At 45.0% G+C, this 23,496-nt stretch carries 18 protein-coding genes; 12 read left to right on the top strand and 6 right to left on the bottom strand.

Translation table 11 applies throughout. The annotated features are described in order from the left end of the window. The first annotated feature begins 117 nt into the window (after positions 1-117). The 3 genes from nirD to BCV39_RS04640 all read left to right on the top strand — a co-directional run bounded on the left by nirD (position 118) and on the right by BCV39_RS04640 (position 4,030). Positions 118-462, top strand: a complete 345-nt coding sequence (gene nirD / locus BCV39_RS04650; protein ID WP_048660354.1) for a nitrite reductase small subunit NirD — start codon at positions 118-120, stop codon at positions 460-462. A 143-nt stretch (positions 463-605) separates the two neighbouring features. Next, positions 606-2,075, top strand: coding sequence for a NarK family nitrate/nitrite MFS transporter (locus BCV39_RS04645; RefSeq protein WP_102431523.1), 1,470 nt, complete (start codon positions 606-608; stop codon positions 2,073-2,075). Positions 2,076-2,239: 164 nt separating this feature from the next. Continuing rightward, the gene (locus BCV39_RS04640) at positions 2,240-4,030 is read left to right on the top strand and encodes a bifunctional protein-serine/threonine kinase/phosphatase (protein WP_102431522.1); all 1,791 of its coding nucleotides are present in this window, start codon (positions 2,240-2,242) and stop codon (positions 4,028-4,030) included. Between the two features lie 87 nt (positions 4,031-4,117). Here the strand turns inward: BCV39_RS04640 and cra are convergent, their stop codons facing one another. Continuing rightward, positions 4,118-5,122, bottom strand: a complete 1,005-nt coding sequence (cra, locus tag BCV39_RS04635; protein ID WP_102431521.1) for a catabolite repressor/activator — start codon at positions 5,120-5,122, stop codon at positions 4,118-4,120. A gap of 403 nt (positions 5,123-5,525) precedes the next feature. Between cra and fruB the strand changes: the two genes are divergently transcribed. The 3 genes from fruB to fruA are packed head-to-tail and all read left to right on the top strand — an operon-like array spanning position 5,526 to position 9,404. Next, positions 5,526-6,659 carry a fused PTS fructose transporter subunit IIA/HPr protein gene (gene fruB, locus BCV39_RS04630; RefSeq protein WP_102431520.1) on the top strand — a complete coding sequence of 378 codons (1,134 nt, stop codon included), beginning with the start codon at positions 5,526-5,528 and terminating at the stop codon, positions 6,657-6,659. 9 nt (positions 6,660-6,668) lie between these two features. After that, the gene (gene pfkB, locus BCV39_RS04625; RefSeq protein ID WP_102431519.1) at positions 6,669-7,646 is read left to right on the top strand and encodes a 1-phosphofructokinase; all 978 of its coding nucleotides are present in this window, start codon (positions 6,669-6,671) and stop codon (positions 7,644-7,646) included. 15 nt (positions 7,647-7,661) lie between these two features. After that, the gene (gene fruA / locus BCV39_RS04620) at positions 7,662-9,404 is read left to right on the top strand and encodes a PTS fructose transporter subunit IIBC (protein ID WP_102431518.1); all 1,743 of its coding nucleotides are present in this window, start codon (positions 7,662-7,664) and stop codon (positions 9,402-9,404) included. Positions 9,405-9,573: 169 nt separating this feature from the next. Here the strand turns inward: fruA and BCV39_RS04615 are convergent, their stop codons facing one another. Together BCV39_RS04615 and yghU are read right to left on the bottom strand one after the other, a co-directional pair. After that, positions 9,574-9,897 (bottom strand): DOPA 4,5-dioxygenase family protein, encoded by a 324-nt coding sequence (locus BCV39_RS04615; protein WP_052880068.1) that lies wholly within the window; start codon positions 9,895-9,897, stop codon positions 9,574-9,576. A gap of 180 nt (positions 9,898-10,077) precedes the next feature. After that, positions 10,078-10,935 carry a glutathione-dependent disulfide-bond oxidoreductase gene (gene yghU / locus BCV39_RS04610; protein WP_102431517.1) on the bottom strand — a complete coding sequence of 286 codons (858 nt, stop codon included), beginning with the start codon at positions 10,933-10,935 and terminating at the stop codon, positions 10,078-10,080. Between the two features lie 275 nt (positions 10,936-11,210). Here yghU and BCV39_RS04605 point away from each other — a divergent pair, with 275 nt between their 5' ends. Beyond that, the gene (locus tag BCV39_RS04605; RefSeq protein WP_017060876.1) at positions 11,211-11,555 is read left to right on the top strand and encodes a YajD family HNH nuclease; all 345 of its coding nucleotides are present in this window, start codon (positions 11,211-11,213) and stop codon (positions 11,553-11,555) included. Between the two features lie 180 nt (positions 11,556-11,735). Here BCV39_RS04605 and BCV39_RS04600 read toward each other — a convergent pair whose 3' ends face one another. Continuing rightward, positions 11,736-12,116, bottom strand: coding sequence for a hypothetical protein (locus BCV39_RS04600; protein WP_048660371.1), 381 nt, complete (start codon positions 12,114-12,116; stop codon positions 11,736-11,738). Between the two features lie 594 nt (positions 12,117-12,710). On the opposite strand from BCV39_RS04600, the gene BCV39_RS04595 reads away from it, so the two are divergent. The 3 genes from BCV39_RS04595 to BCV39_RS04585 all read left to right on the top strand — a co-directional run bounded on the left by BCV39_RS04595 (position 12,711) and on the right by BCV39_RS04585 (position 18,226). After that, on the top strand, positions 12,711-13,949 hold the full coding sequence (locus BCV39_RS04595) for an OFA family MFS transporter (RefSeq protein ID WP_102431516.1): 1,239 nt from the start codon (positions 12,711-12,713) through the stop codon (positions 13,947-13,949). Positions 13,950-14,006: 57 nt separating this feature from the next. Then, the gene (locus BCV39_RS04590; RefSeq protein WP_102431515.1) at positions 14,007-15,671 is read left to right on the top strand and encodes a VRR-NUC domain-containing protein; all 1,665 of its coding nucleotides are present in this window, start codon (positions 14,007-14,009) and stop codon (positions 15,669-15,671) included. Between the two features lie 200 nt (positions 15,672-15,871). Beyond that, on the top strand, positions 15,872-18,226 hold the full coding sequence (locus BCV39_RS04585; RefSeq protein ID WP_102431514.1) for a fatty acid cis/trans isomerase: 2,355 nt from the start codon (positions 15,872-15,874) through the stop codon (positions 18,224-18,226). 174 nt (positions 18,227-18,400) lie between these two features. Here the strand turns inward: BCV39_RS04585 and torS are convergent, their stop codons facing one another. Then, the gene (torS, locus tag BCV39_RS04580; protein WP_102431513.1) at positions 18,401-21,418 is read right to left on the bottom strand and encodes a TMAO reductase system sensor histidine kinase/response regulator TorS; all 3,018 of its coding nucleotides are present in this window, start codon (positions 21,416-21,418) and stop codon (positions 18,401-18,403) included. A gap of 143 nt (positions 21,419-21,561) precedes the next feature. On the opposite strand from torS, the gene torT reads away from it, so the two are divergent. Beyond that, a complete protein-coding gene (gene torT / locus BCV39_RS04575) occupies positions 21,562-22,539 on the top strand; it encodes a TMAO reductase system periplasmic protein TorT (protein WP_230682676.1) in 978 nt (325 codons plus the stop codon). A 60-nt stretch (positions 22,540-22,599) separates the two neighbouring features. Continuing rightward, positions 22,600-23,055, top strand: coding sequence for a methylglyoxal synthase (locus BCV39_RS04570; RefSeq protein WP_017064778.1), 456 nt, complete (start codon positions 22,600-22,602; stop codon positions 23,053-23,055). An 86-nt stretch (positions 23,056-23,141) separates the two neighbouring features. On the opposite strand, the gene BCV39_RS04565 is transcribed toward BCV39_RS04570, so the two are convergent. Further along, entirely contained in the window at positions 23,142-23,492 is a 351-nt protein-coding gene (locus tag BCV39_RS04565; protein WP_061038423.1) for a VOC family protein, read from the bottom strand. Between the last annotated feature and the right edge of the window lie 4 nt (positions 23,493-23,496).

Raw genomic sequence — 23,496 nt, 5'->3', positions numbered from 1 at the left:
TCAGTAACAACTAAACCAATATCGATAGTCGACAGTCGCGCAGCCAAAGAAAACTGCTGTCGGCTATCACCCAAATTAAATTGATTATTAGCTTTATGTTTAGACTAGGAGAAAGTCATGGAAAATTGGACAACCGTATGCAGCACCCGCGACCTAACCCCAAACGGGGGAATTTGCGCCAAAGTAGACGATAACCAAGTGGCTATTTTTTACTGCAAGCGTAGCGACACACTTTATGGGCTCTCTAATTACGACCCCATCGGCAAGGCGAATGTGATGTCACGTGGTATAATTGGTTCATTAAGCGGTGAGCCTTACGTGGCCTCACCTTTATACAAGCAGCATTACCACTTAGAAACTGGCGAATGTCTTGAACAGCCTGATCTCAAGCTCGTGAAATTTGAAGTTCGCAAGCAAGGAGAACAAGTTCAAGTTCTCGCACCTCTTGCTATCGCCAGTTAACTCAAACGCCGACACCATCATGCAAACGCTTATCGGCGTGCGCAATTTCGGCACAGGGTTTATGCACATAAAAAGCGTTCGAAGTTCGGAAGTAACGCAGGTGCTAAAACCGGGTAATTTTCCAGATTTAAAGGATTTAAACCATGGATAACACAAAATTTTCGCTGCTTTCATTTACGGGTAAGATGAAGGTCTTACACCTAAGTTGGATGGCCTTTTTCATTACCTTTGTTGTGTGGTTCAACTTTGCCCCACTACTGCAAATGGTGAAAACCACACTTGGTCTTTCTACTGAAGAGATCAAAACACTCCTGATCCTCAACGTTGCATTGACCATTCCTGCGCGTGTCGCGATAGGTATGTTAACGGATAGATATGGGCCGAGGTTGGTCTACTCTTCACTTCTCGCTGTCTGTTCTATCCCTTGTTTCATGTTTGCTATGGCAGACTCTTTCATTCAAGCGGCAATCGCTCGTTTCCTACTCGGTTTCATTGGTGCAGGATTCGTTGTCGGTATTCGTCTTGTGTCTGAGTGGTTCCCACACAACGAACTGGGTACGGCAGAAGGTATTTACGGCGGCTGGGGTAACTTCGGCTCTGCAGCAGCAGCGTTTACACTTCCAACTCTTGCGTTAGCGTTTGGCGGCGAAGATGGCTGGCGTTATGCGGTCGGTATTACTGGCGTAATGAGCTTAGCGTTCTCGTTTATCTTCTACAAAAACGTGTCAGATACACAAAAAGGTTCAACTTACTTCAAGCCAGCTCAAGTAACGGCAATGGAAGTGACATCAAAGGGTGACTTTTTCTTCCTACTTATTATGAAGATCCCTATGTATGCCGCTTTAGCGCTACTGACTTGGAAACTATCACCAAGCAACATCAACATGTTGTCTGACATGGCGGTTTACTCTGTGTATGCAGGTTTAGCAGCACTTTACGTGTACGAAGTGTCGCAAGTTTGGAAAGTAAACAAGAACGTATTCAAAGAAGAAGTACCAGAGATTCACCAGTACAAATTCAAACAAGTTGCGGTACTGAACGTATTGTACTTCGCGACATTTGGTTCTGAACTGGCTGTGGTTTCTATGCTGCCACTGTTCTTCTCTGAAACCTTTGAATTAACACCGGTTCTTGCAGGTATGGTTGCATCGGCTTATGCCTTTATGAACCTAATGTCTCGCCCAGGTGGCGGTTGGATTTCAGATAAATTTGGTCGTAAACCAACACTGCTTATTCTAACGATTGGTCTTGCTGTGGGTTACTTCGCAATGGGTCAAGTAGATAGCACATGGCCTGTATGGCTAGCGGTTGTCGCGGCGATGGCGTGTTCTTTCTTCGTGCAAGCGGGTGAAGGTGCGGTATTTGCGACGGTTCCTCTAATTAAACGACGTATGACAGGTCAAATTGCAGGTATGACAGGTGCTTACGGTAACGTGGGTGCGGTAGTTTACCTAACTGTGTTGTCATTCGTGAGCTACCAAACCTTCTTCTTAGTGATTGCTGCAACAGCGGTACTTGGCTTTGTGACTCTACTGTTCATGGAAGAGCCTAACGGTCAAATCGCTGAAGTAAACGACGACGGTAGTGTGACCTTGATTAACGTATCGAACTAGCCTCAGTACTATGAAGCATTGATATTATTGAATCGGGAGTGGTACCAAGGTGTGTTTCACCACTTTGGTACTGCGTTCAAAGGCTCTAGGTTCACTAGGGCTTTTGTTCTTCCTAGGATGTTCTCTCAAGGACGCAAGAAGAACAGTTAAGAAGAAGAACAGTTATGACAATTTCATTCAGCCAAGGGCAAGTCGTCACGCCGGAATCAAACAACCAACTCACACTCAAGTTTGGTGGTTATTCGAATAAAGGCATACGTGATGAAAACCAAGACGCCATCATCGTAAAACACCCCAAGACTCGTGCTGAGCAAGAGCTAAAAGGCAGTGTTGCATGTATAGCCGACGGCGCAAGTTGCAGTGAACACGGCCAGAAAGCCAGTCACACCAGTGTGATGCAATTCATTGATGACTACTACGCCACGCCAAATAGCTGGAGCATTCAGCGTTCGGCGCAAAAAGTCCTAACGTCACTCAACTCTTGGCTGTTCAACACTTCTGTTTCGAATATTCATCCCGCGCAGCAAGTTAACCATAACGCGCTCGTATCCACCTTTAGCAGTGTGATTCTCAAGTCGAATACCGCACATATATTCCATGTGGGTGACAGTCGAATTTACCTATTAAGAAATGGTGAACTACGCCAACTGACCCGTGACCACACCCGTAAAAATATGGGACAGAAGCATTATCTAACACGCGCCTTAGGCATGGATAACCAACTCAACGTTGACTATCAAACGCTTCCTATTAAAAAAAACGACTGTTTTATCCTGACATCTGATGGTGTACACGAGTTTGTGTCTCCAAATACCTTTAAAGAACACATCGATAAGCCCGGTGTAGATTTCGAATACGCCGCTCAAACCATATGTAACACAGCGTTAAGCCATAACAGTTCGGACAACGTAAGCTGCTTGATTGTTCAAGTCAGTCATCTACCTAAACCTTCGCTCATTGAATTCCATGAGAAGCTGGCTAAACGTGCCATCCCACCCGCGTTAAAACTCGGGCAAAGTATCGACAACTTTATGGTGCTTGAGGTGTTGTATGCAGGTTCAAGAAGCCATGTGTACCGAGTGATGCAGAAAGAGACACAAACAGAGTTCGTGCTCAAAGTGCCTTCAGTTCAATATCATGACGACCCAGCACAGCTGAGAGCTTTCTTTAACGAGCAATGGGCAGGTATCTTGTTAAATAACAAGAAAGTCATGAAGGTTTACCCAACGCCAGAACACTCTCAATTCCTATATCAAATTTGTGAATGGGTTGAAGGGGTGACGCTAAGGCAATGGATGTACGACAACCCTAAGCCTTCGCTCGAACAGGTTCGCGAGATCCTAGAAAAAATCACACAAGGTATTCGTGTATTACAACGTGCCGACATGGTTCACAGAGACTTAAAGCCCGAGAACATCATGATCCAACGCGATGGCAACATCAAAATCATCGACCTTGGTGCGGTGTTAATCAGGGGAATTGAGGAGGGAGAACAAGCAGACAAAGATCCCACGCCACCCGGCGCAGTGAATTACATCGCTCCAGAAAGTATTAAATACAACACGGCCACGACAAGCTCGGATTTGTTCTCTATCGCTGTGATTGGTTATGAGATGCTAACAGGCGAGTTGCCCTACTCTGAGATGAGCGCTCAATCTCTAAAACAATCTCGCCACCATCAATGGGAATACCAGCCGCTGACACAAAAGCGAATAGATTTACCAGCTTGGATTGATTTGGTGTTACAAAAGGCGTGTGCTGAATCACCTAACGAGCGATACCCGATTTTGGGTGATTTTGTCGCCGATCTCTACACCCCCAATCAAAACCTAATGAAACACAAAGCCAAGCAGCCATTGATAAACCGAAATCCAATCCAGTTTTGGAAGGTGTTGGCCCTGTTACTCGGCGTGGTCGCTATTGTAGAGTTAGGCTTATTGCTTAGTCCTAGTTAAAAGCTTAGTCCTAGTTAAAAACTTAGTCCTAGTTAACCGCTTTAGTTCTAGTTAGCTGCTTAGTCCTAGCTAACCGCTGAGCTCAAGCTAACCTCGCTTCACTAAGCTTCTCGGCACCAGTTCGATGCCCGACTGGTAACGTTTTGCTGAAGCGTTCAATGCCAAAGCAAACGCGCTGTCTGCAATAACTTCAAATTGCTGCGGCAGTGAATGAACTTTGAAAGGCAAGAAATCCAATAAACGGTTATCACCAAATGTCGCCAGCTTCACCTGATTCACTAACTCTGGCTTTTCGACCATCACATCAAGCACACCTTCCAGTAAGGTGTAAGACATAGTGACGATCGCATCAGGGACTGTACCTCTAGCAATCCACTCTTCAAACACTTCTCGTCCAGATTCACGGTCAAAGTGCTCACCGTAACCAACAACCGTTGGCTTGTTATCTTTTAGCCCTGTTTGCAACGTATGCGCTTTGTTCGCGGCTTCAAAACCCAACTGACGTTCACGTGAAATGTTCAGGTCTGGCAGTGCACCGATTAAGCCAACGCTGTGAATGTTGTCATCAAGGATTGAATGTGTCAGTTCAAACGCCGCTTCGAAGTCTTCACTGATCACGCAGGCAAAATGTTCATCGTCTAACGGACGGTCAATCGCGATTACGGGTGTACCTGAGTTTTGCAGCTTCAAGTAAAACTCGTTAGCGTCTGGCATAGAGCTCGCCACCAGCAAAGCATCAATACGACGACTTACCAACGCTTCCGCTACTTTACGTTCGGTTTCGGCGTCATCATCAGAACAACCAATCAGGATTTGATAGCCCACTTTACGTGAGTTCTGCTCTATCAATTTTGCTAAACGCGCGTAACTGCTGTTTTCCAGATCAGGAATAATCAAACCAAATGAACGGCTATTACCAGCACGCAGCGATGAAGCAGCATGGTCTGGACGGTAGTTATACTCGTCGACAACCGCCATTACTTTCTGCTGAGTCTTCTCACTGATTCTGTATTTCTGCGCCTTGCCGTTAATCACATAACTGGCTGTCGTTTTCGACACACCGGCTAGTTTGGCAATCTCATCTAGTGTCATATGGGTGACCTGTATTTTGTGCGTAGGATCATATAACCAATCTTCTGATCCTTGGATTAGTTGAATTATATGCTGAATCGATTCAGTATAAAAGCTGAAAGGATTCAGCAAAATCTGAAAAGTGACTTCAATCATCCTTTTGAATGGATTGAGCGTCACTTGTCGTTAATCAGCCTTTCGTTATTTAACTTTCCGTTACTAACGAACCAAACCGAATTAACGACACGCAGCAAAACTATTTTGGTTATCAGAATTGGCTTTGCTGAATTTTTTTACACTGAATGCTGAACCGATTCAGCTAAGATAAAACAAAGAGCAAGCAACGAGTAAAGCTCACTAACATTTGCTCTAGACTGAATCGTAGCGATACACAAATTCTCAAGCGATACGCTAAAGAGGCACCATGCTTAAATTATCAAAATCTGACATCACTCTTGGTCAAACGGCCGATGACAAATTCAAAGCTATCCAGAACATTGCTGGCGACCTAACCGCGAAGGGCTTAGTGGACTCTGGCTACGTTGAAGGAATGCTGAACCGTGAAAACCAGAACTCTACTTTCCTAGGCAACGGCATCGCGATTCCTCACGGCACCACTGACACGCGTAGCCTAGTAAAAGAGACAGGCGTTGCAGTACACCACTTCCCTGAAGGTATTGATTGGGCAGACGGCAACCGTGTTTACGTAGCAATTGGTATTGCAGCGAAATCTGACGAGCACTTAGGCATCCTTAAACAGCTAACTAAAGTTCTAGCGGCAGACGGTGTTGAAGAGAAACTAAAGCAAGCGAAATCAGAAGACGAAATCATCGCCCTACTTAATGGCGAAGTTCAGCTAGAAGCCGACCTAGACGCTTCTTTAGTTCAGCTCCTATTCCCTGCAAGCGACATGATTCAAATGTCTGCAGTTGCGGGCGGCCTGCTTAAGAACACAGGTTGCACAGACAACGCATTCGTTGCTGACCTAGTAACGAAAACACCGACTCACCTAGGCCAAGGCTTATGGTTGTTGGGCAGCGACAAGGGCGTAACTCGCACTGGCGTATCGTTTGTTTCAACGGCCAACCATTGTGAGTTTGAAGGCACACCAGTGAAAGCCTTAGTGGCATTCGCGGCTTGTAACAGCGCGCACCAATCAATTCTGGCAAACCTAAGCAAGATGGTTTTCGAAGGTAAACAGCAACAACTGTTAACCGCTGATGCAGCACAAGTGATTGGCCTTCTAAAAGGTGAAGCGGTTTCTACAGCTTCTCAAGACGATGACAACTGCGCAGTATTCAAAATCAAAAACGCACACGGCCTACACGCTCGTCCGGGCGCAATGCTGGTTGCTGAAGCGAAGAAATTCGAATCAACTATCCGTGTTTCAAACCTAGATGGCGACGGAAAAGAAGTGAACGCGAAGAGCTTGATGAAAGTGATCGCTCTTGGCGTTAAACACGGCCACCAGCTTCAGTTTGTTGCTGAAGGTGATGACGCAGCACAAGCACTTGAATCGATTGGCAAAGCTATCGCTTCAGGCCTTGGCGAAGGTTAAGGAATCGATATGTCTGATAAACAAATCAAAGCCGTTACCGTAACGCTAAACCCTGCTTTGGATCTAACAGGTGCTATCGACGCACTGAATGTTGGCTCGGTTAGCCTAGTAAACAAAGGCTCTCTGCATGCAGCAGGCAAAGGCGTAAACGTAGCAAAAGTACTTTCAGAGCTTGGCGCTAAAGTGACCGTAACGGGTTTCCTTGGTCGCAATAACGAAGAAGCGTTCTGCCAATTGTTCGAACAGATGGGCGCAACTGACCGCTTTATCCGTGTCGACGGTGCAACTCGCATCAACGTAAAACTGGTAGAAAATTCAGGCCAAGTAAGCGACATCAACTTCCCAGGTGTTCCTGTTGATGCTGACGCGATTAAAGCGTTCGAAGAAACCCTATTAGAACTTGCTGAAACGCACGATTACTTCGTAATTGCAGGCAGCTTGCCACAAGGTATCTCTCCTGAGCTTTGCGCTTCTTGGGTTCAACGCTTACACGATTTAGGTAAGAAGGTGCTATTTGATAGCAGCCGTGACGCACTTAAAGCCGGTATCAATGCACAACCTTGGTTAATTAAGCCAAACGATGAAGAGCTGTCTCAGCTGTTCAACGCAGAACTGACAACACGTGACCAATGCCAACACGCAGGCCAAGCCCTAAGTGAAAAAGGCATCGATAACATCGTGGTATCACTTGGCGCTGAAGGCGTGATGTGGCTTAACCAAGGTGAATGGCTACATGCTCAACCGCCACGTATGCAAGTGGTGAGCACGGTAGGCGCAGGCGACACCTTAGTTGCTGGCCTATGTTGGGGTCACATGCAACAGATGCCAAAACCAGAACTTATTAAATTCGCAACCGCCCTATCTGCTCTAGCAGTTTCACAGGTAGGCGTGGGCATCACCAGCCAACAAGAGCTGGATTCAGTACTACAAAATATCCAATTACAGGCGCTTAGTGCTCCAACTAGCCAGTTAGACACAAGCAAATAGGACAAAAGGTTTATTATGAATATTACCATTATCACAGCTTGCCCAAGTGGCGTAGCAAACAGCATCATCGCCGCAGGCTTGTTAGAGCAAGCGACAAAAGCACTGGGTTGGAACGCTGCTATTGAATGTCAATCAAGCGTACTACCTGAATCTCCAGTATCGCAAGACGCTATCGACAGCAGCGACGTTGTTGTTATCGCAGCTAACACAAACGTTGATAAAGCGCGCTTTGTTGGCAAGAAAGTGTACCAAGCGGCTATCTCTGAATGCACTGCAGATGCAAAAGCATTTCTAGAGAAAGCGGCAGCAGAAGCAACGGTACTAGACGCTTCTCAAGTTGAGACTACAGTGGAAGTTACTGGTACTTCTCCAGCGACAGGCAGCAAAAAGATCGTAGCGATTACGGCTTGCCCAACGGGTGTTGCACACACCTTTATGGCAGCTGAAGCGCTTGAAGCAGAAGGCAAACGCCTAGGTCACCAAATCAAAGTGGAAACTCGCGGCTCTGTAGGTGCTAAGAACCAACTGACAGACCAAGAAATCGCAGACGCTGATCTTGTTATCATCGCAGCAGATATCGACGTTCCACTGGATCGTTTTAACGGCAAAGCGCTATACAAAACGACAACGGGTCCTGCACTTAAGAAGACGAAGCAAGAAGTTGAAAAAGCCTTTGCTGAAGCTAAGCCATACCAGCACACAGCTTCTTCAAATTCAGCGCCTGCTGACGAGAAGAAAGGCGTGTACAAGCACCTAATGACAGGTGTTTCACACATGCTTCCTGTGGTGGTTGCGGGTGGTTTGATCATTGCACTATCTTTCGTATTCGGTATCGAAGCGTTTAAAGAAGAAGGCACACTAGCAGCAGCACTGATGACTATCGGTGGTGGTTCTGCATTCGCTCTAATGATTCCTGTTCTTGCTGGTTTCATTGCATTCTCAATTGCTGACCGTCCGGGTCTGGCTCCAGGTCTAATCGGCGGTATGTTGGCTAGCTCAACGGGCGCAGGTTTCCTAGGTGGTATCGCAGCAGGTTTCATTGCCGGTTACGCAGCGAAACTCATTGCCGACAAGGTTCAACTTCCACAATCCATGGAAGCCCTCAAGCCGATTCTGATCATTCCGTTTATTGCGAGTTTGTTCACTGGCCTTGTGATGGTTTACATCGTGGGTGGCCCTGTATCTGGCGTGATGAGCGCAATGACGACTTTCCTAAACAACATGGGAACGTCTAATGCGATTCTTCTGGGTGTGATTCTAGGCGCTATGATGTGTTTCGACCTTGGTGGCCCTGTAAACAAAGCAGCTTACACATTCGGTGTTGGTCTACTGGCTTCGCAAACTTACGCACCAATGGCAGCAATCATGGCAGCAGGTATGGTTCCAGCTCTAGGTATGGGCCTTGCGACTTTCCTAGTGAAAGACAAGTTTGAAGCAGGCGAGCGTGAAGCAGGTAAAGCATCATTCGTTCTTGGTCTATGTTTCATCTCTGAAGGTGCAATCCCATTCGCAGCGAAAGATCCAATGCGTGTTATCCCAGCTTGTATGGCAGGTGGCGCACTAACTGGTGCTCTATCAATGATGTTTGGTGCTCAGCTAATGGCTCCACACGGCGGCTTATTCGTACTACTGATTCCTGGTGCTATCTCTCCAGTTCTTATGTACCTAGTGGCGATTGCAGCAGGTACGGCAGTAACAGGCTTCGGTTACGCAGCTCTTAAAAAGATGAGCAGCGATAAAGTGACAGCAGAGGCTTAATCCCCCTACTCTGTTTAACGGCTAAACCCGTCGAACAGAGGCTCTTGATAACCGGTTTCTTGGTAAACGGTTCCTTGAAACAGAACAAAGGCTCCTCATTTGAGGAGCCTTTTTATTATTCGTGCATTTTCCGGTCGGAATGAGTTAAGTACAATATTGGTATATTTGATTAGCTACTTAGCGTTTCTTCAAAGACACCCAGCTCACGACCAAGCCAAATCGCGCGTACTGTGTGATCCAAAGTTTCTTCACCGCCAGTTACCGGGTGAATAAGCACCGACATATCACCGCGTTCTTGCTCAAGCCACTCGACAATACCCGACTCTTTGTTAGCAAAGTGAATTTCAAACATCGGCATCTTATGCGGGCCAACCAAACGCTGGATTAATGGGAAAGTTTCTAACACATCTTTACGTTCTGAGAGGATTTTCTGACGCAGTGTTTCTGCCTGCTCTGCAAATCGCAAAGGGAAATAGATATGACCGTGGTACATGGCACCATCCTTTAGAATTATGATGTCGCAAGTTTATACCTAAACCGCCTTTAATAGCTAAATCTAAATAGGTGAGCTTGCTTTCGGAAGGATCAATTTGAAATGAGAAAACTAGAGTCTGTTATTCGAAGTAATCAACAACAAACTCTAGTGATGTACAGCGAGTTAATTTTGAAGCGACTAAGGCTTAAGCTTTAAAACTCGGTCAATGTCTTCCGCAGAATGGCGCTCTGGTACTTGCTCCCACTCTTCGCCAAATGAACGGTTAACCACTCGGCCGCGTTGGAAACCTTCGCGCGCTTCTAGTTGCTTCGCCCAGCGCACAACGTTGGTGTAAGACTCAACCTGTAGGAACTCAGCAGCATCGTATATTTTGCCCAGCACAAGGTTGCCATACCATGGCCAGATCGCGATATCAGCGATGCTTAGCTCTTCACCTGCCACAAATGTGTTATTTGCGAGTTGTTTCTCTAACACGTCTAGTTGACGCTTAGCTTCCATCGCAAAGCGGTTAATTGGGTACTCTTGCTTTTCATCAGCGTAAGCATAGAAATGGCCAAAGCCTCCGCCTAGGAATGGGGCAGAACCTTGTGCCCAAAACAACCAGTTAATGGTTTGTGTTCTTGCTGCCCCTTCTTTTGGTAAGAAGTGACCAAATTTTTCAGCTAAGTGCATCAAGATAGATGCCGATTCGAAAACATTAACGTCTTCGTCACCAGACTTGTCGACAAGTGCTGGTATTTTAGAATTTGGATTCACTCCAACAAAGCCAGATGAGAACTGATCAGCCTCACCGATGTTGATCAAGTACGCATCATATTCAGCTTCTTTAACACCCGCCGCTAACAACTCTTCCAGCAAGATAGTGACTTTTTGACCGTTAGGTGTGCCAAGAGAATACAATTGAAAGGCATGGTCACCAACAGGCAGCTCTTTATCAAAGCGAGCTCCAGATTCAGGACTATTGATGTTTGCCCACTTGTTACCACCAGCAGTATCGTTAACCCAAACTTTTGGCGGAGTGTATTGTTCTGACATGATATTTCCTTATTAATATAGGGTCTCACAAACTGATATTAGGTCACATGCCTGTGGTTAAAACCCCTGAATACGATTTATTTTCAAACTGTTAAGCATGGCTTATTCCAGAAAGGCATAACCTGCTTTATGACACAGCACACGTAAAAGATAAGTGCCCAATCAAACCTAAGCCACATAACGGTTAGTACGAAATATGATTTAGTCACGACATGCCTACAGGTTAAAGAAAGCTGTGATAAAATCGGGAGATTACAATTGATAAGGATTTGGCAATGTCTTCTGATTTCACAGGCTCGAGTGCAGCGTATGCTCGCCAAGAGAAAGGCTACCGCGAAAAAGCACTAAAACTGTACCCTTGGGTATGTGGTAAATGTGCGCGTGAATTTGTTTACTCAAACCTCCGAGAGCTTACCGTTCACCACGTGGATCACGACCATACAAACAACCCTGAAGATGGCAGTAACTGGGAGCTATTGTGCCTGTACTGTCACGATCATGAGCATTCAAAATACACTGACCATGAACGTTATGGTGTGGATGCAAAAGCGAGTTTAGATGATCATCAGTCAGCGACACACAACCCGTTCGCCGATCTCGCTAAGATGATGAAGAAGTAACACGCCTTCAGAGTTGTCTTCGGTAGATGGTAACTGTTAGATAATAGATAAATAACAAGAAACCCCAGTATGTCACCATACTGGGGTTTCTTTTATCTGCCGTCACAACCAAATAATAGAGTTCAGGTAAGCAGGATCAAAAAAGCCTTCCGAAGAAGGCTTTATAAGAATCAAATCGAATTATGCTGCCGCTTGTTTGCGAGACTCTTCTACCTGTTTAGCGCGCTTTTTCATCGTCAGTTTATCGCGGTATGCAAACCAAACGTAAGACACAACCACTAAGAAGAACAGGTACGACAACGAGAAAATGAACGGCGATTGAATGATATCGTTCGAGATACCCCAAGAAACACCGATAACCGTCACTGCAATTTTTGCAAAAAAGCCACACATCAATAGCACTAATGCCAACTGTGGGAAACGCGTGCTGCGGAATGCAAGCCAGTAACAACTGCCTACAGCCAATGCCGCGATGTAGAAGCCGAACAAGAAAGAATGAATATGATCAGCCGCTGCTACACCACCAGTAATCGACATCAATAGAATTAAAAATAGTTTCATAATACTCGCCTCGTAATAGACTAGAAACGCATCCTTTCATTTTTGGAATCTCAGTTTGCGTACTATTTTCCCACTTTTTCCCAACAACACAACCCCTCAGATCGAACAAAATGTAAGCAAAAGCACCTTCAAAAACCACTATTAACAATTGGTTAACATATTGTTTCTAATAGAACTCCGTTACTCCTTGTCTCATATGAAAAAAGCACTACTTCGATTTATTTTGTTACACAAATTTAACCTTGGAAATTAATTAAAATTTTTTGCAACTCTGTGATATCCGCACGGAATACGAGTCTACTAAAAATTTATCACCTCGAAATCCCAGGAATAATTGGGTAACAGGGCGAAAAAGAACAAAATAGAAAGGTGTTAAAAACATTTTGAAAACCAATGAAAAACAACCCATTAACAAACTGAATTTAATTTACCAAAAATGGAAAAAGAGATTCCAATCACATTTTTATTGGTTATAATCCGCGCTCTTTTGCGCTATCTGTTGATAAACGCAAACTAATTTTGAAGAAACAATCACAATAACCCGTCTTTAGTTAAGTGGCTCTCCACTAACCGATGACAAAACTGAGAATAAAAATGAGCAAGATTGATAAAGCAACACGTATCCTGCTAGCAGGCTTCTGTATCAACCTTTGTCTTGGCATCCTGTATGCTTGGAGTGTATTTAACAAAGCGCTAGTAACTGAAGCTGGTTGGAGTGCTGCTGAAGCATCTTCACCTTACGCTATTGCAACTATCACATTCTCTGTTTGTCTTCTTGTTGCGGGCATCCTACAAGACCGTATGGGTCCACGTAAGATCCTTATCCTAGGTACAGCGCTTACTGGCCTAGGTATGATTGCTTCTGGTTTCGCAACAACACCTATGATGCTAAACCTAACGTTTGGCGTGATGACAGGTGCTGGTATCGGCTTCGGTTACGCATGTCTTTCTCCATCAGCAATGAAGTGGTTCCATTCTTCTAAGAAAGGTATGGTTAACGGTCTAATCGCTGCTGGCTTCGGTCTTGCTGCTATTTACCTAGCACCACTAACTTCTGCGCTAATCGATAGCATGGGTATCCAAACAAGCTTTATGATTCTTGGTGTTGGTGTACTTGCAATCGCAGTACCTCTAGCGGCAACGATCAACAACCCACCAGCGGATTACACGCCAGCTGAGCCTAAAGTAAAAGAAGGCCAAGCACCTAAAGCGGTTAAGAAGACTGAAGACCTAACGTGGAAAGTAATGCTGAAGACTCCTCAGTTCTACTCTCTATGGATCATGTACGCATTTGCTGCTTCTGTTGGTCTTATGATCATCGGTAACATCACTACGATTGCTAGCGTTCAAGCGAACCTACCAAACGCGGTTTACCTAGCGTCTATCCTTGCTGTATTCAACTCAGGCGGCCGTGTTGCTGCGGGTATGCTTGCAGATAAAATCGGTGGCGTACGTACTCTACTTCTAGCGTTCATCCTTCAAGGCGCGAACATGGCTCTATTCGCTACGTTCAACTCTGAATTCACGCTAATCATTGGTACAGCAATCGCAGCTGTTGGTTACGGTACGCTTCTAGCAGTATTCCCAACACTAACTGCTGAGTTCTACGGCCTGAAAAACTACGGTACTAACTACGGCGTGCTTTACACGGCATGGGGTATCGGCGGCGCTATCGGTGCAGCAGTTGTTGGTTTCTCAATGTCAAACGGCGAAGGTTACGGCCTAGCTTACACAATCTCTGCAGTTATGATGGCAGTGTGTATTGTTCTAGCAATCATCACTAAGCCAATCTCTGAAGCTAAAGTTGCTGAACTAAAAGCATCACAAGCTTAATCAACAGAAAAGATTGAATTTGTTACTGAAGAGCTTAACCTTAGGGTTAGGCTCTTTTTGTATCAAGCGACTTCTCCATTGACGACCGAAACTACTCCCCAACTCTCCCCTACTTATTATCTCGACAACTTCAATCGATTGGTTGAACACGCGCAAACGCTCTACCCTGATCTTCTGAGTGACGATGAGTGCCGTTGGTTGTCTGAATACAAACGTCTTTCTGTTTCAAGCCAATGTTTAATGGTTCGTTTACTTTCTCGTAAAGGCTGTTGGTTTCGCAGCGATAAACTCAACTATCTAGAAATTCCTGACTTAAATAGCACACTACAAGAGCTGAGCGACTCAGGCTTTATTATGTTAAGTCATCCCACAAAGCAACATAACCTCGTAATTAATGAGGTCGAACTCGGATTGCACTTACTCACTAAACCAGAGCTGTTGAATGTATTCCCCGCCCTTAAGAGCAACAGATCTGCCAAGAAAGATAAGCTGTTGTTACTGCTTGATCAGCAGTCTTTCGACCAATTTCGAAACCTAACCTTCGACTGTATTTATGTCGTCCAATCTCAAGTGATTGATGTATTACTGTTGCTATTCTTTGCCAACACCTATCAAGACTTAAGCCAATTCGTGTTAAGCGACCTTGGGTTCAATACCTTTGAGAACTATCCATTAAGCAAACAGCGCCGCTTCTTCACTTCTAGAGATCAACTCAATCAATTGCTCCAGATACGCGATATTCAACGCTTGTATTCAGAAGGTGACCGCAAAGACGGTGAGTTTCTGGAGCTGCTTTTAAACTCGATTTCTGAAGAGTCAGAACACAAAAGCATTGCTAGAAAACGATCGCGATTGATCAATGACCTCGCACGTGACCTAGAAAGGCTTAACCAAAATGACCAAGCTACCTTTTGGTTCAAACAATCGGAACTTCCTCCGAGCAGAGAACGACTTGCGCGCATCTATGACAAACAAGGAGAGTTAGACTTAATGCATGACACTGTCACGCAAATGCAAGCTACTCCATCGGATGTGTCAGAGCTAGAGGTCGCGGTTAAGCTTGAACAGAGGTTATTACGGAAGCAGGGCCACAAGGTCCCTCGCCCTTCAAAGCCAAGTTGCGCGCAGATAAAACTGGAATTAGACCTCAGCCAAACGCGAGTCGAGCTTGCGGTAAAGCAACATTTTGAAAGCCAGGGCTGGGATGTCTACTTTTCTGAAAACAGTTTTCTGTGTGGTTTGTTCGGTTTGGCTTTTTGGGATGTCATTTTCTCTGATGTCGAAGGTGCTTTTATCAATCGTTACCAACATCGGCCACTGGACTTGTATCACTCAGACTTTATAGACAAACGAGCCGAGCAAATTGAAGCTGTGTTCCAAACCCTATCCGAACACGGGCTGAACCACTTACTTGAGAACTACGATGAAAAGCAAGGCATCGCTAATCCCTTTGTTCATTGGAATCATTTCCCTAAAGCACTCATCGAACACAGCACGGAAGCTATTCCTAACACCTTGATTATCGACCTCTTCAAAGTGTTATTGAGTGACTTAAAACTATTTAGAACCGGGATGCCCGATTTGATTGCGTTCAAAGACGAACGGTTTCATTGGATTGAAGTCAAAGGCCCAGGAGATAAGCTGCAAGACAACCAGTGGCGCTGGATCAAAGAGTTTGAGCGATTGTCTGTCCCTTTCTCTGTTTGTTACGTCAATCAATGAGTCTTACTCTTAGCTCATGGCTGTTAGCTCTTAGTGCTTAATCTGGCTGGGTCTAAGCCCTAATTTATGAGCAAAAGCGAGTGACGTGCATCGACAAGTTACTCGGTTCCATCAAGATCTTATCTATAAGATTGTTAGAACATGAGCATTTTCAATCATTTTCGATATAATTAGAGAAAATGCTTAATATATAAATACGTATGAATTTGAAAAAACTCTTCATTTTAGCTTTTGTTAGCGTCTTCTCAGGTTGTGCCGTCTACGCAGGTTTAAACTTCGACGAGTTATTTGGTGAGCAACAAGTACGCGATCGCCAAGCCCCTATTCTTTCGGCTCAAGCACAGCACTTCATTAACGAAGTAAAACCCATCATTGATAACCGATGCGTGGTTTGTCACGCTTGTTATGATGCGCCCTGCCAGTTAAAGATGTCTTCAGTAGAAGGTATAGACCGAGGTGCAAGCAAAGCACTCGTTTATCAAGGTACCCGTTTAACTGCTTCTGCCCCTACTCGCTTGTTTGAAGATGCTATAACCACACAAGAGTGGCGTGATGCGGATTTTCATCCTGTCCTCAATGAGCGTATGCAGAACTCAACCGCTAACCTCGATGCAGGTCTTGTTTCTCGTATGTTGATCCAGAAAGAGAATCACCCTCTACCCGATCAAACCCAGCTAGAAGGTTTCGACTTTTCAACCGACCGAGACCAACAGTGCCCAACGATTGAAGAGTATGCCCAATATGAGAGAGATTACCCAACTTGGGGAATGCCGTATGGGATGCCGAATTTAGATAAAACAGAATACGCAACTTTAATGAGTTGGTTAGAAAATGGCGCGTTGATGAACGACCATATCCCGCTGAATGATGCGGAACAAGAGCTCGTTAATGTCTACGAAAGCTTTTTAAATAAAAGTGACAATAAGAGCCAACTTTCAGCTCGTTACATCTATGAGCACCTGTTTTTATCTCACGTCTATTTTTCTGATTTAGCTCAACCCACACGTTTCTTCACTGTTGTTCGCTCTGCAACACCACCAGGTGAAGCGGTAAAACGCATCACGACTCGTCGCCCTTATGACGATCCAAAAGTAGACCGTGTTTACTACCGCCTGATTCCAGAGCAAGGCAGCATCGTCGACAAAACGCACATGCCTTTCGCACTTAATAAAGAACGTCTACAAAAGTGGAATAACTGGTTTGTCGATGCGAATTACTCAGTAAAACAACTTCCTAGTTACAACATTGATGTTTCTGCTAACCCAATGACTTCGTTTGAAGCGCTGCCAGTAAACTCGCGCTTCCACTTCATGTTGGACAATGCTCAAAACACCATCATGGCCTTTATCAAAGGGCCAGTGTGTCGAGGTCAACTTGCTCTAAACGTGATTAACGATCGTTTTTGGATTTTCTTCATTGACCCCGAGAAAGCCGACTTACCAGAAATAAACGCCTTCTACGCGAGCCAAAAGAAAAACTTAAAGCTACCTAGTGAGCTAGACAGCAATACGGTTCCTGTCACTAATTGGGTAAGATACGCGAAGCAACAAGCACGATACCTAAATGCCAAATCAGACTTCACCAACCAATGGTTTGAAAGTGGCGTAAACCTGGACACTGACATCATTTGGGATGGCGATGGCGTCAACCCAAATGCAGCCCTCACCATCTTTAGACATTTTGATAGCGCATCTGTTGTGCAAGGGTTAGTTGGCACGCAACCTAAGACGGCATGGATTCTTGATTATGCTCTTTTAGAACGCATTCATTATCTTCTCGTCGCAGGCTTCGATGTCTACGGTAACTTTGGCCACCAACTGATTACACGCATGTTCATGGACTTCTTACGCCTTGAAGGTGAAAGTAATTTCTTAACCCTTCTTCCTAAAGACGTGCGACATATTGAACACTCAAGTTGGTATAAAAACCAAAGCACACAATTGAGCGACTACTTGCAGCGTAATATTGCACCTTTTGAACAACCAACCAGTGTGGTTTACAAAACGGCCGATCCTAAACGTGAACTGCTTAACATGATCAAAGATAAGCTCGCACCTGTCCTCGATAATCGCTTTGATATTGTTGAAACAGGTTTTGGTAAAAAGAATGAAGCACTGCTCAATCAAGTGAATTTGATTAAGGGAGAAGGCCTACGTCATGTACCTCAATTAGTCATGACCATGATTGAAGGCGAAAACGGCGAAGAGCAGCTGTTCACCATGATTCACAATAACGCTCACAGCAACATTTCTAGCCTTTTTAATGAAGAAGGTAACCGCGATTATGCCAATGATGACCTTACGCTCGTACGAGGCGTTGTCGGTAGCTACCCTGCGGCTTACCTGTCATTAACCGAGAATGAGATTCCGACTCTGGTTAAAGCGCTACAAAACTTAAACACAGAAGAAGACTACGTGGCTTTGCTAGACAAGTTTGCGGTACGACGCAGTTCTAGCGAGTTCTGGCCATTCAGTGACCGAGTGCATCGTTGGTATCAACAAGACCAACCAATTGAGTTTGGTTTGTTGGATTACAACCGCTTTGAAAATAGATAATAAGTAATAAGCCTTGGTTTTAGTTCTAGCTCTTGGGAGAGATTAGTTTTAAGAGGCTAGTCGTTCTGAAAGAAGGCTCACTTGCTCGATATAAAAAATCCTCTGACGATATTCGTACAGAGGATTTTTTGTTGGTCTTGCTGATTGGGTATTGCTTAAAACAAACTTACACCATTAAGCAGAAACATAAGGGAGGAGAGCCTCTAACGAATCTTTAACCAATTCAGATAAAGCTTGGTCGTTATCTCTGTACTGCAGTAATGGGGCTTCACTTGCTTCAATGCTCTGACATAAACTGTACAGTGCTGATAAACCCAAGCTACCTGCAGATCCTTTAAGCTTGTGCGCCAAAGACTTCACTTCTCGTCCATTATCGGCTTCACTCGCCTCGACTAATTCATTCAAAGTAAGGTTGCTGCTCTCCTCGAAAAGCACAACGATTTGCTTCATTTTCTCTAAACCAAGAATCGATAGGTCACCCTCTATCACTTTGGAATCAATCAGTTTCACCGGAACGTCTCCTTCATCTTGAGAGTCAGTTATAGTAGTGTGCTTAGCCAAAAGTTCAACCATCTGTGTCGAGTACAATTCATCACTGTTCCCCTTAATAACACGGTTACCATTTTGCTTACACACAGCATCATTTGGATCGGGCTGTGGCAACAATAGTGTTTTACCATCGAGTTGAGCAACGATGAGCTGAGAAAGTGCTTCCTTTTCTAGCGGTTTAGGCAAGAAACCATCAAACCCTGAGGCTAAATAACTCTCGACTTCCTCGTTGAACACATGAGCCGATACTGCGATCATTGGTGGTACTTCGCGTATCACGCCTTCTTCATTTTTCTGCTGGTTCGCATCGTCTTTGAGCTGTTGAATTAGCTCGACGCCATCACAGTCCGGTAAGTTAATGTCCACCAGCGCAATATCAAACTCTTGCTCACTGAATATGGCTCTCCCTTCTTGTCCAGTTGTCGCAATCACGACCTCGTGGCCTAGATTATGCAAAAAGCCTTCAGCAACGATGCAGTTTACAGGGTTGTCTTCAATCAGAAGTACTTTAGCTCGAATACAAGCTTCAATGACCGGTACTTTCGTTTCAATTTTCTCACCGGCTTCAAGTGGCAGTGAGAACCAGAACTGGCTGCCCTCGCCTTCTTCAGAATGAACGCCAATATCCCCGTTCATTGCCAACATGATGCTTTTACTGATCGCTAACCCAAGCCCTGTGCCACCCGTTTTGTTGCGACCGCTGTCGGTTTGGGTAAAGGCATCAAACAGACAAGCTTGCTCGCTTGTGTCAATTCCGACACCAGTATCTGACACTTCAAACATCACTCGATTTTCATCTTCGATATCTAAGCTGATAAAGATATCGACCGAGCCACTTTCTGTAAACTTAATCGCGTTACCGACCAAATTATTCAAGATTTGGCTGATTCGAGTTACGTCACCACGCCAATAGCGTTGCACGTCACTTTCAATATGGAAATCAAAATTCAGCTTCTTCTCAGCGGCACGCCCTTCCATCAATTGGTAGGTATCTTGAACCATCTGATGAAGGTCAAACGACGCCGTGCGGATTTCCAGATGCCCCGCTTCTATCTTGGAATAATCCAACACGTCATTCAAAATCGCGAGTAGGTTCTTACCGCTGCGGTTAATGATGTCAGCATAGCCGGATTGCAACGGGTCTAGCCCTGTATCTTTGAGCAATCTTGCAGTACCTAATACACCGTTCATCGGCGTTCGTATTTCATGACTCATCGTCGCAAGGAAAGCGGACTTTGCTCGGCTTGCTTGTTCTGCGGCGTTGCGAGCCTTAGCGTGATTGCCCACCTCGATATTTAGCTTCTCATTGGTCTTCTGCAGCTGATAGGTTCGGTCTGTGACCAACTCTTCTAAGTGTTCTTTGTGCTCTTCAAGTTCGCGTTTCGCCTTTGCTTCACCCACCGCAACCACTTGCAGCGCCTGCGCGGTATTTCTAGCAGTGATGATCGCCTCGCCCATATGAGCCAACTCATCATTACCCTTAACCGAGATATCAATATTCAGGCGACCTTGTGCGATAGACATCAAGGCCGATGAGTATTCAGTAAGGCGTTTCACGACTGAGATATACACCACTCGCCACACGATAAATGCGACGATAACCAAACCAATAACCGAAATCACAGACAGTGACCATTGAGCAAGATTCAACGTGCTGGTCAGCTCATCAACCGCTTTTTTGGTGCTTCGGTTCGAATCATCAACCAGTTGGTTAACTGTTGTATTCAATTGAGAGAACAACTCCAGCGTATTTTGCATCAGAAACTCTGACTTTTTGGTGTTCTCATATTGTTCTAATGAAATATCGAACACGACTTGGCGTTTTCTGAGCTCTTCAAGTAGCTGAGACATCTGCGCTGAACGAGTAGGATCTTCGACCGCTTTAACACGGCGTGCCATGATCCTTAGATTGGATTCAAACTCAGATTGGATTTGATGAATACGCTCAACGTTGGTAACGGTTTGCGTTTCTTCAATTTGGTTAAGCATTTTGAACGCCAGCAAATGCAATTCATGCAGACGCTCTGACAAATCAAGGTCAACCTCTACAAGCGCATCTAAGGCTTGGTAGGCTTTATCCGTTTCTTTGGTTTCTAGCAGGTCATAGATGTGCGTTACGTTAGCAACCGCGATGGTAGCCGTGTTCAAAACTTGGGTTCGCGTCAACTGCTCTAGCTCTTCGGCAAGTAAGCGCATCTCTTCGACACGAGACGACAGCTCTTTGTTTAACCAAAGCTTACGCTCAACCGACACACCCAACTCAGCCAGAGTGTTAATAACGCTTTGAACATTATTTTCGAGTTTGTTAAGAAGTTGAGAATCGAAACTATCGACACCAAGATCTTTGATATGCTGAAGAAGCGACTCAAGTTGGTCGAATAGTACTGTGCCAGCCTTTTTTCTTTGTGCTTCATTTCTCGCATTAGAAAGCGTTTGTACTGACGAAATAATACGGTTACTCAACTCAGAAACCTGACGAGCTTCGATCATGGCAGGAAGCGCCGAATCAACGACGTTTCTTTCGGTTTTTGCTACAAAGCTAAAACCAGAAACACCAATCAATGCAGACAATAGAACCAACAGTGCCATCACTAAGAATGAGGCCAGCAGCTTGCGTCCAATACTCGCTGAAGCTAACAACATAAACTCTAAACCTTAAAACGTTCTTCTTTACCCATGCAGAATACGCTATATTTTGCAGTGTTTCTTATCTAAAACCAATAAAACGGCAATTCATGCTATCTAGATCTTTCGCTTCAAAAATTCTTTTCTCACTATTGGCCTCAGTGACTACTGTCGCAAGTGCTAGCGAGCCTTTGAGCCCAATAAAACCCGCCGAAGCCACATCACACAAAGAGAAAATTTGTGCCATTTATCCGCACCTCAAAGACTCTTATTGGTTGTCGGTAAACTATGGAATGATCTCTGAAGCAGAAAAGCAGCAAGTGGAACTAAGAGTTTTGGAAGCTGGCGGTTACCCCAACGTGGCCAAACAAGCCTCGCAACTGGTGCTTTGCACACAATGGGGAGCCGATGCCATTATTCTTGGCACAGTTTCACCTGATGCTTACCATGACAACCTTACTGATTGGGTTGGCTCAACGCCTGTGTTTGCGACAGTCAATGAGTTAACCGTCAATGAAGAGCAACAAAAGGTATTGAAAGGCACCGTCGGTGTCGACTGGTATCAAATGGGGTTTCAAGTCGGCGAGTTTTTGTCAAAGAGACACCCAAAGGGATCCGGCGAAACGCCTATCGCCCTGCTACTTGGCCCTCAAGCAAGTGGCGGTACAAAGCCTGTTGCACTTGGCTTTTATGATGCGATCAAGTCGAGCGATATCAAAATTGCGATCAGCTATTGGGCAGATAACGATAAAGAACTACAGAGAAACCTAGTACAGCAAGTCATTGAGCAGCCGGATATTAAATATATTGTGGGAAGTGCCGTCGCGATTGAAGCAGCGATCAGTGAGCTACGAGCGGCCGATAAAACAGAAGAGATTGGGTTAATTTCGAGTTACTTAAGTCACGGAACCTACCGTGGTTTACTTCGTAACAAGGTACTTTTTGCACCAACAGATAAAATGGTTGAGCAAGGTCGCTTGTCGGTAAAACAAGCCACGAGTTACTTACGCGGTCAACCTTACGAGCAACACAGCGCACCGATTATCGAGGCGCTGACACCAGCAACACTCAAAGATCAAATTATCGCCGACTCATTGTCACCTTCTGAGTTTCGTCCGGTATTCAGTGTGAATCCTTAGTGCTATATTGGCTGAAGAACTCAAAACAATAAAAACGAAACAACAATTTAGGGAACATTCATGCAAAAAACGACGCGCACTATGCCAACGCACAAGCATATCGCTTTGGTCGCTCATGACCACTTCAAACCTGAGCTACTAAGATGGGTCAAAGAGAACAAAGAAAAACTACAAAAGCACTTCCTTTACGCAACGGGCACGACTGGTTCTCTGCTGAGTAAAGAGACAGGCTTAGCAATCAAGAGCATGATCAGCGGCCCTATGGGCGGTGACCAACAACTTGGCGCGCTTATCTCTGAAGGCAAAATCGATATGCTGATTTTCTTCTGGGATCCACTTAATGCTGTACCACACGACCCAGATGTAAAAGCACTGCTTCGTATCGCAAGTGTTTGGAACATTCCTGTAGCAACCAACCGCGCTACCGCTAACTTCCTATTTAACTCTTCACTGCTTGAAGAAGAAGTGATCATCGAAATCCCAGATTACGAAGCGTATCTTGCTGAACGTACTTAACGCTTAGTTTGACTGAATCATACGTTACATACTAAAAAGCCTGCACAATCGCAGGCTTTTTGTTCGTCTGAATATAGGAATATGGACTACTTGTCACTCCACACTGCCATTTCGTTGCCACTTGGCTCTCTAAAATGGAAGCGCCTACCACCAGGGAAACTGAATATCTCACGGTTTACCTGTCCACCAGCATCCATCACGTCACGTTCAGTTTGCTCAAGATCTTGGCTATAGAAAACCATCAGCGCTGCGCCGTTATCCGTATTCGATGCAAGATTCGCCAAATAGAAGCCGCCCATTAAGCCTTTACCTTCAAAAGCAGAATACTCAGGGCCATAGTCTTCGAAGCGCCAACCAAACACTTGGCTGAAAAACGCCTTAGTTGCTGCGATGTCTTTCGCAGCAAATTCAATGTAGTTAATAGAGCCGTGTTCCATAGCA

The organism is Vibrio sp. 10N.286.55.E10, from assembly GCF_002872555.1.
GTDB classification, from domain to species: Bacteria; Pseudomonadota; Gammaproteobacteria; order Enterobacterales; family Vibrionaceae; genus Vibrio; species Vibrio crassostreae.
Note: the sequence above shows the minus strand (reverse complement) of the source record. Positions and strands in the feature narration are given on the sequence as shown.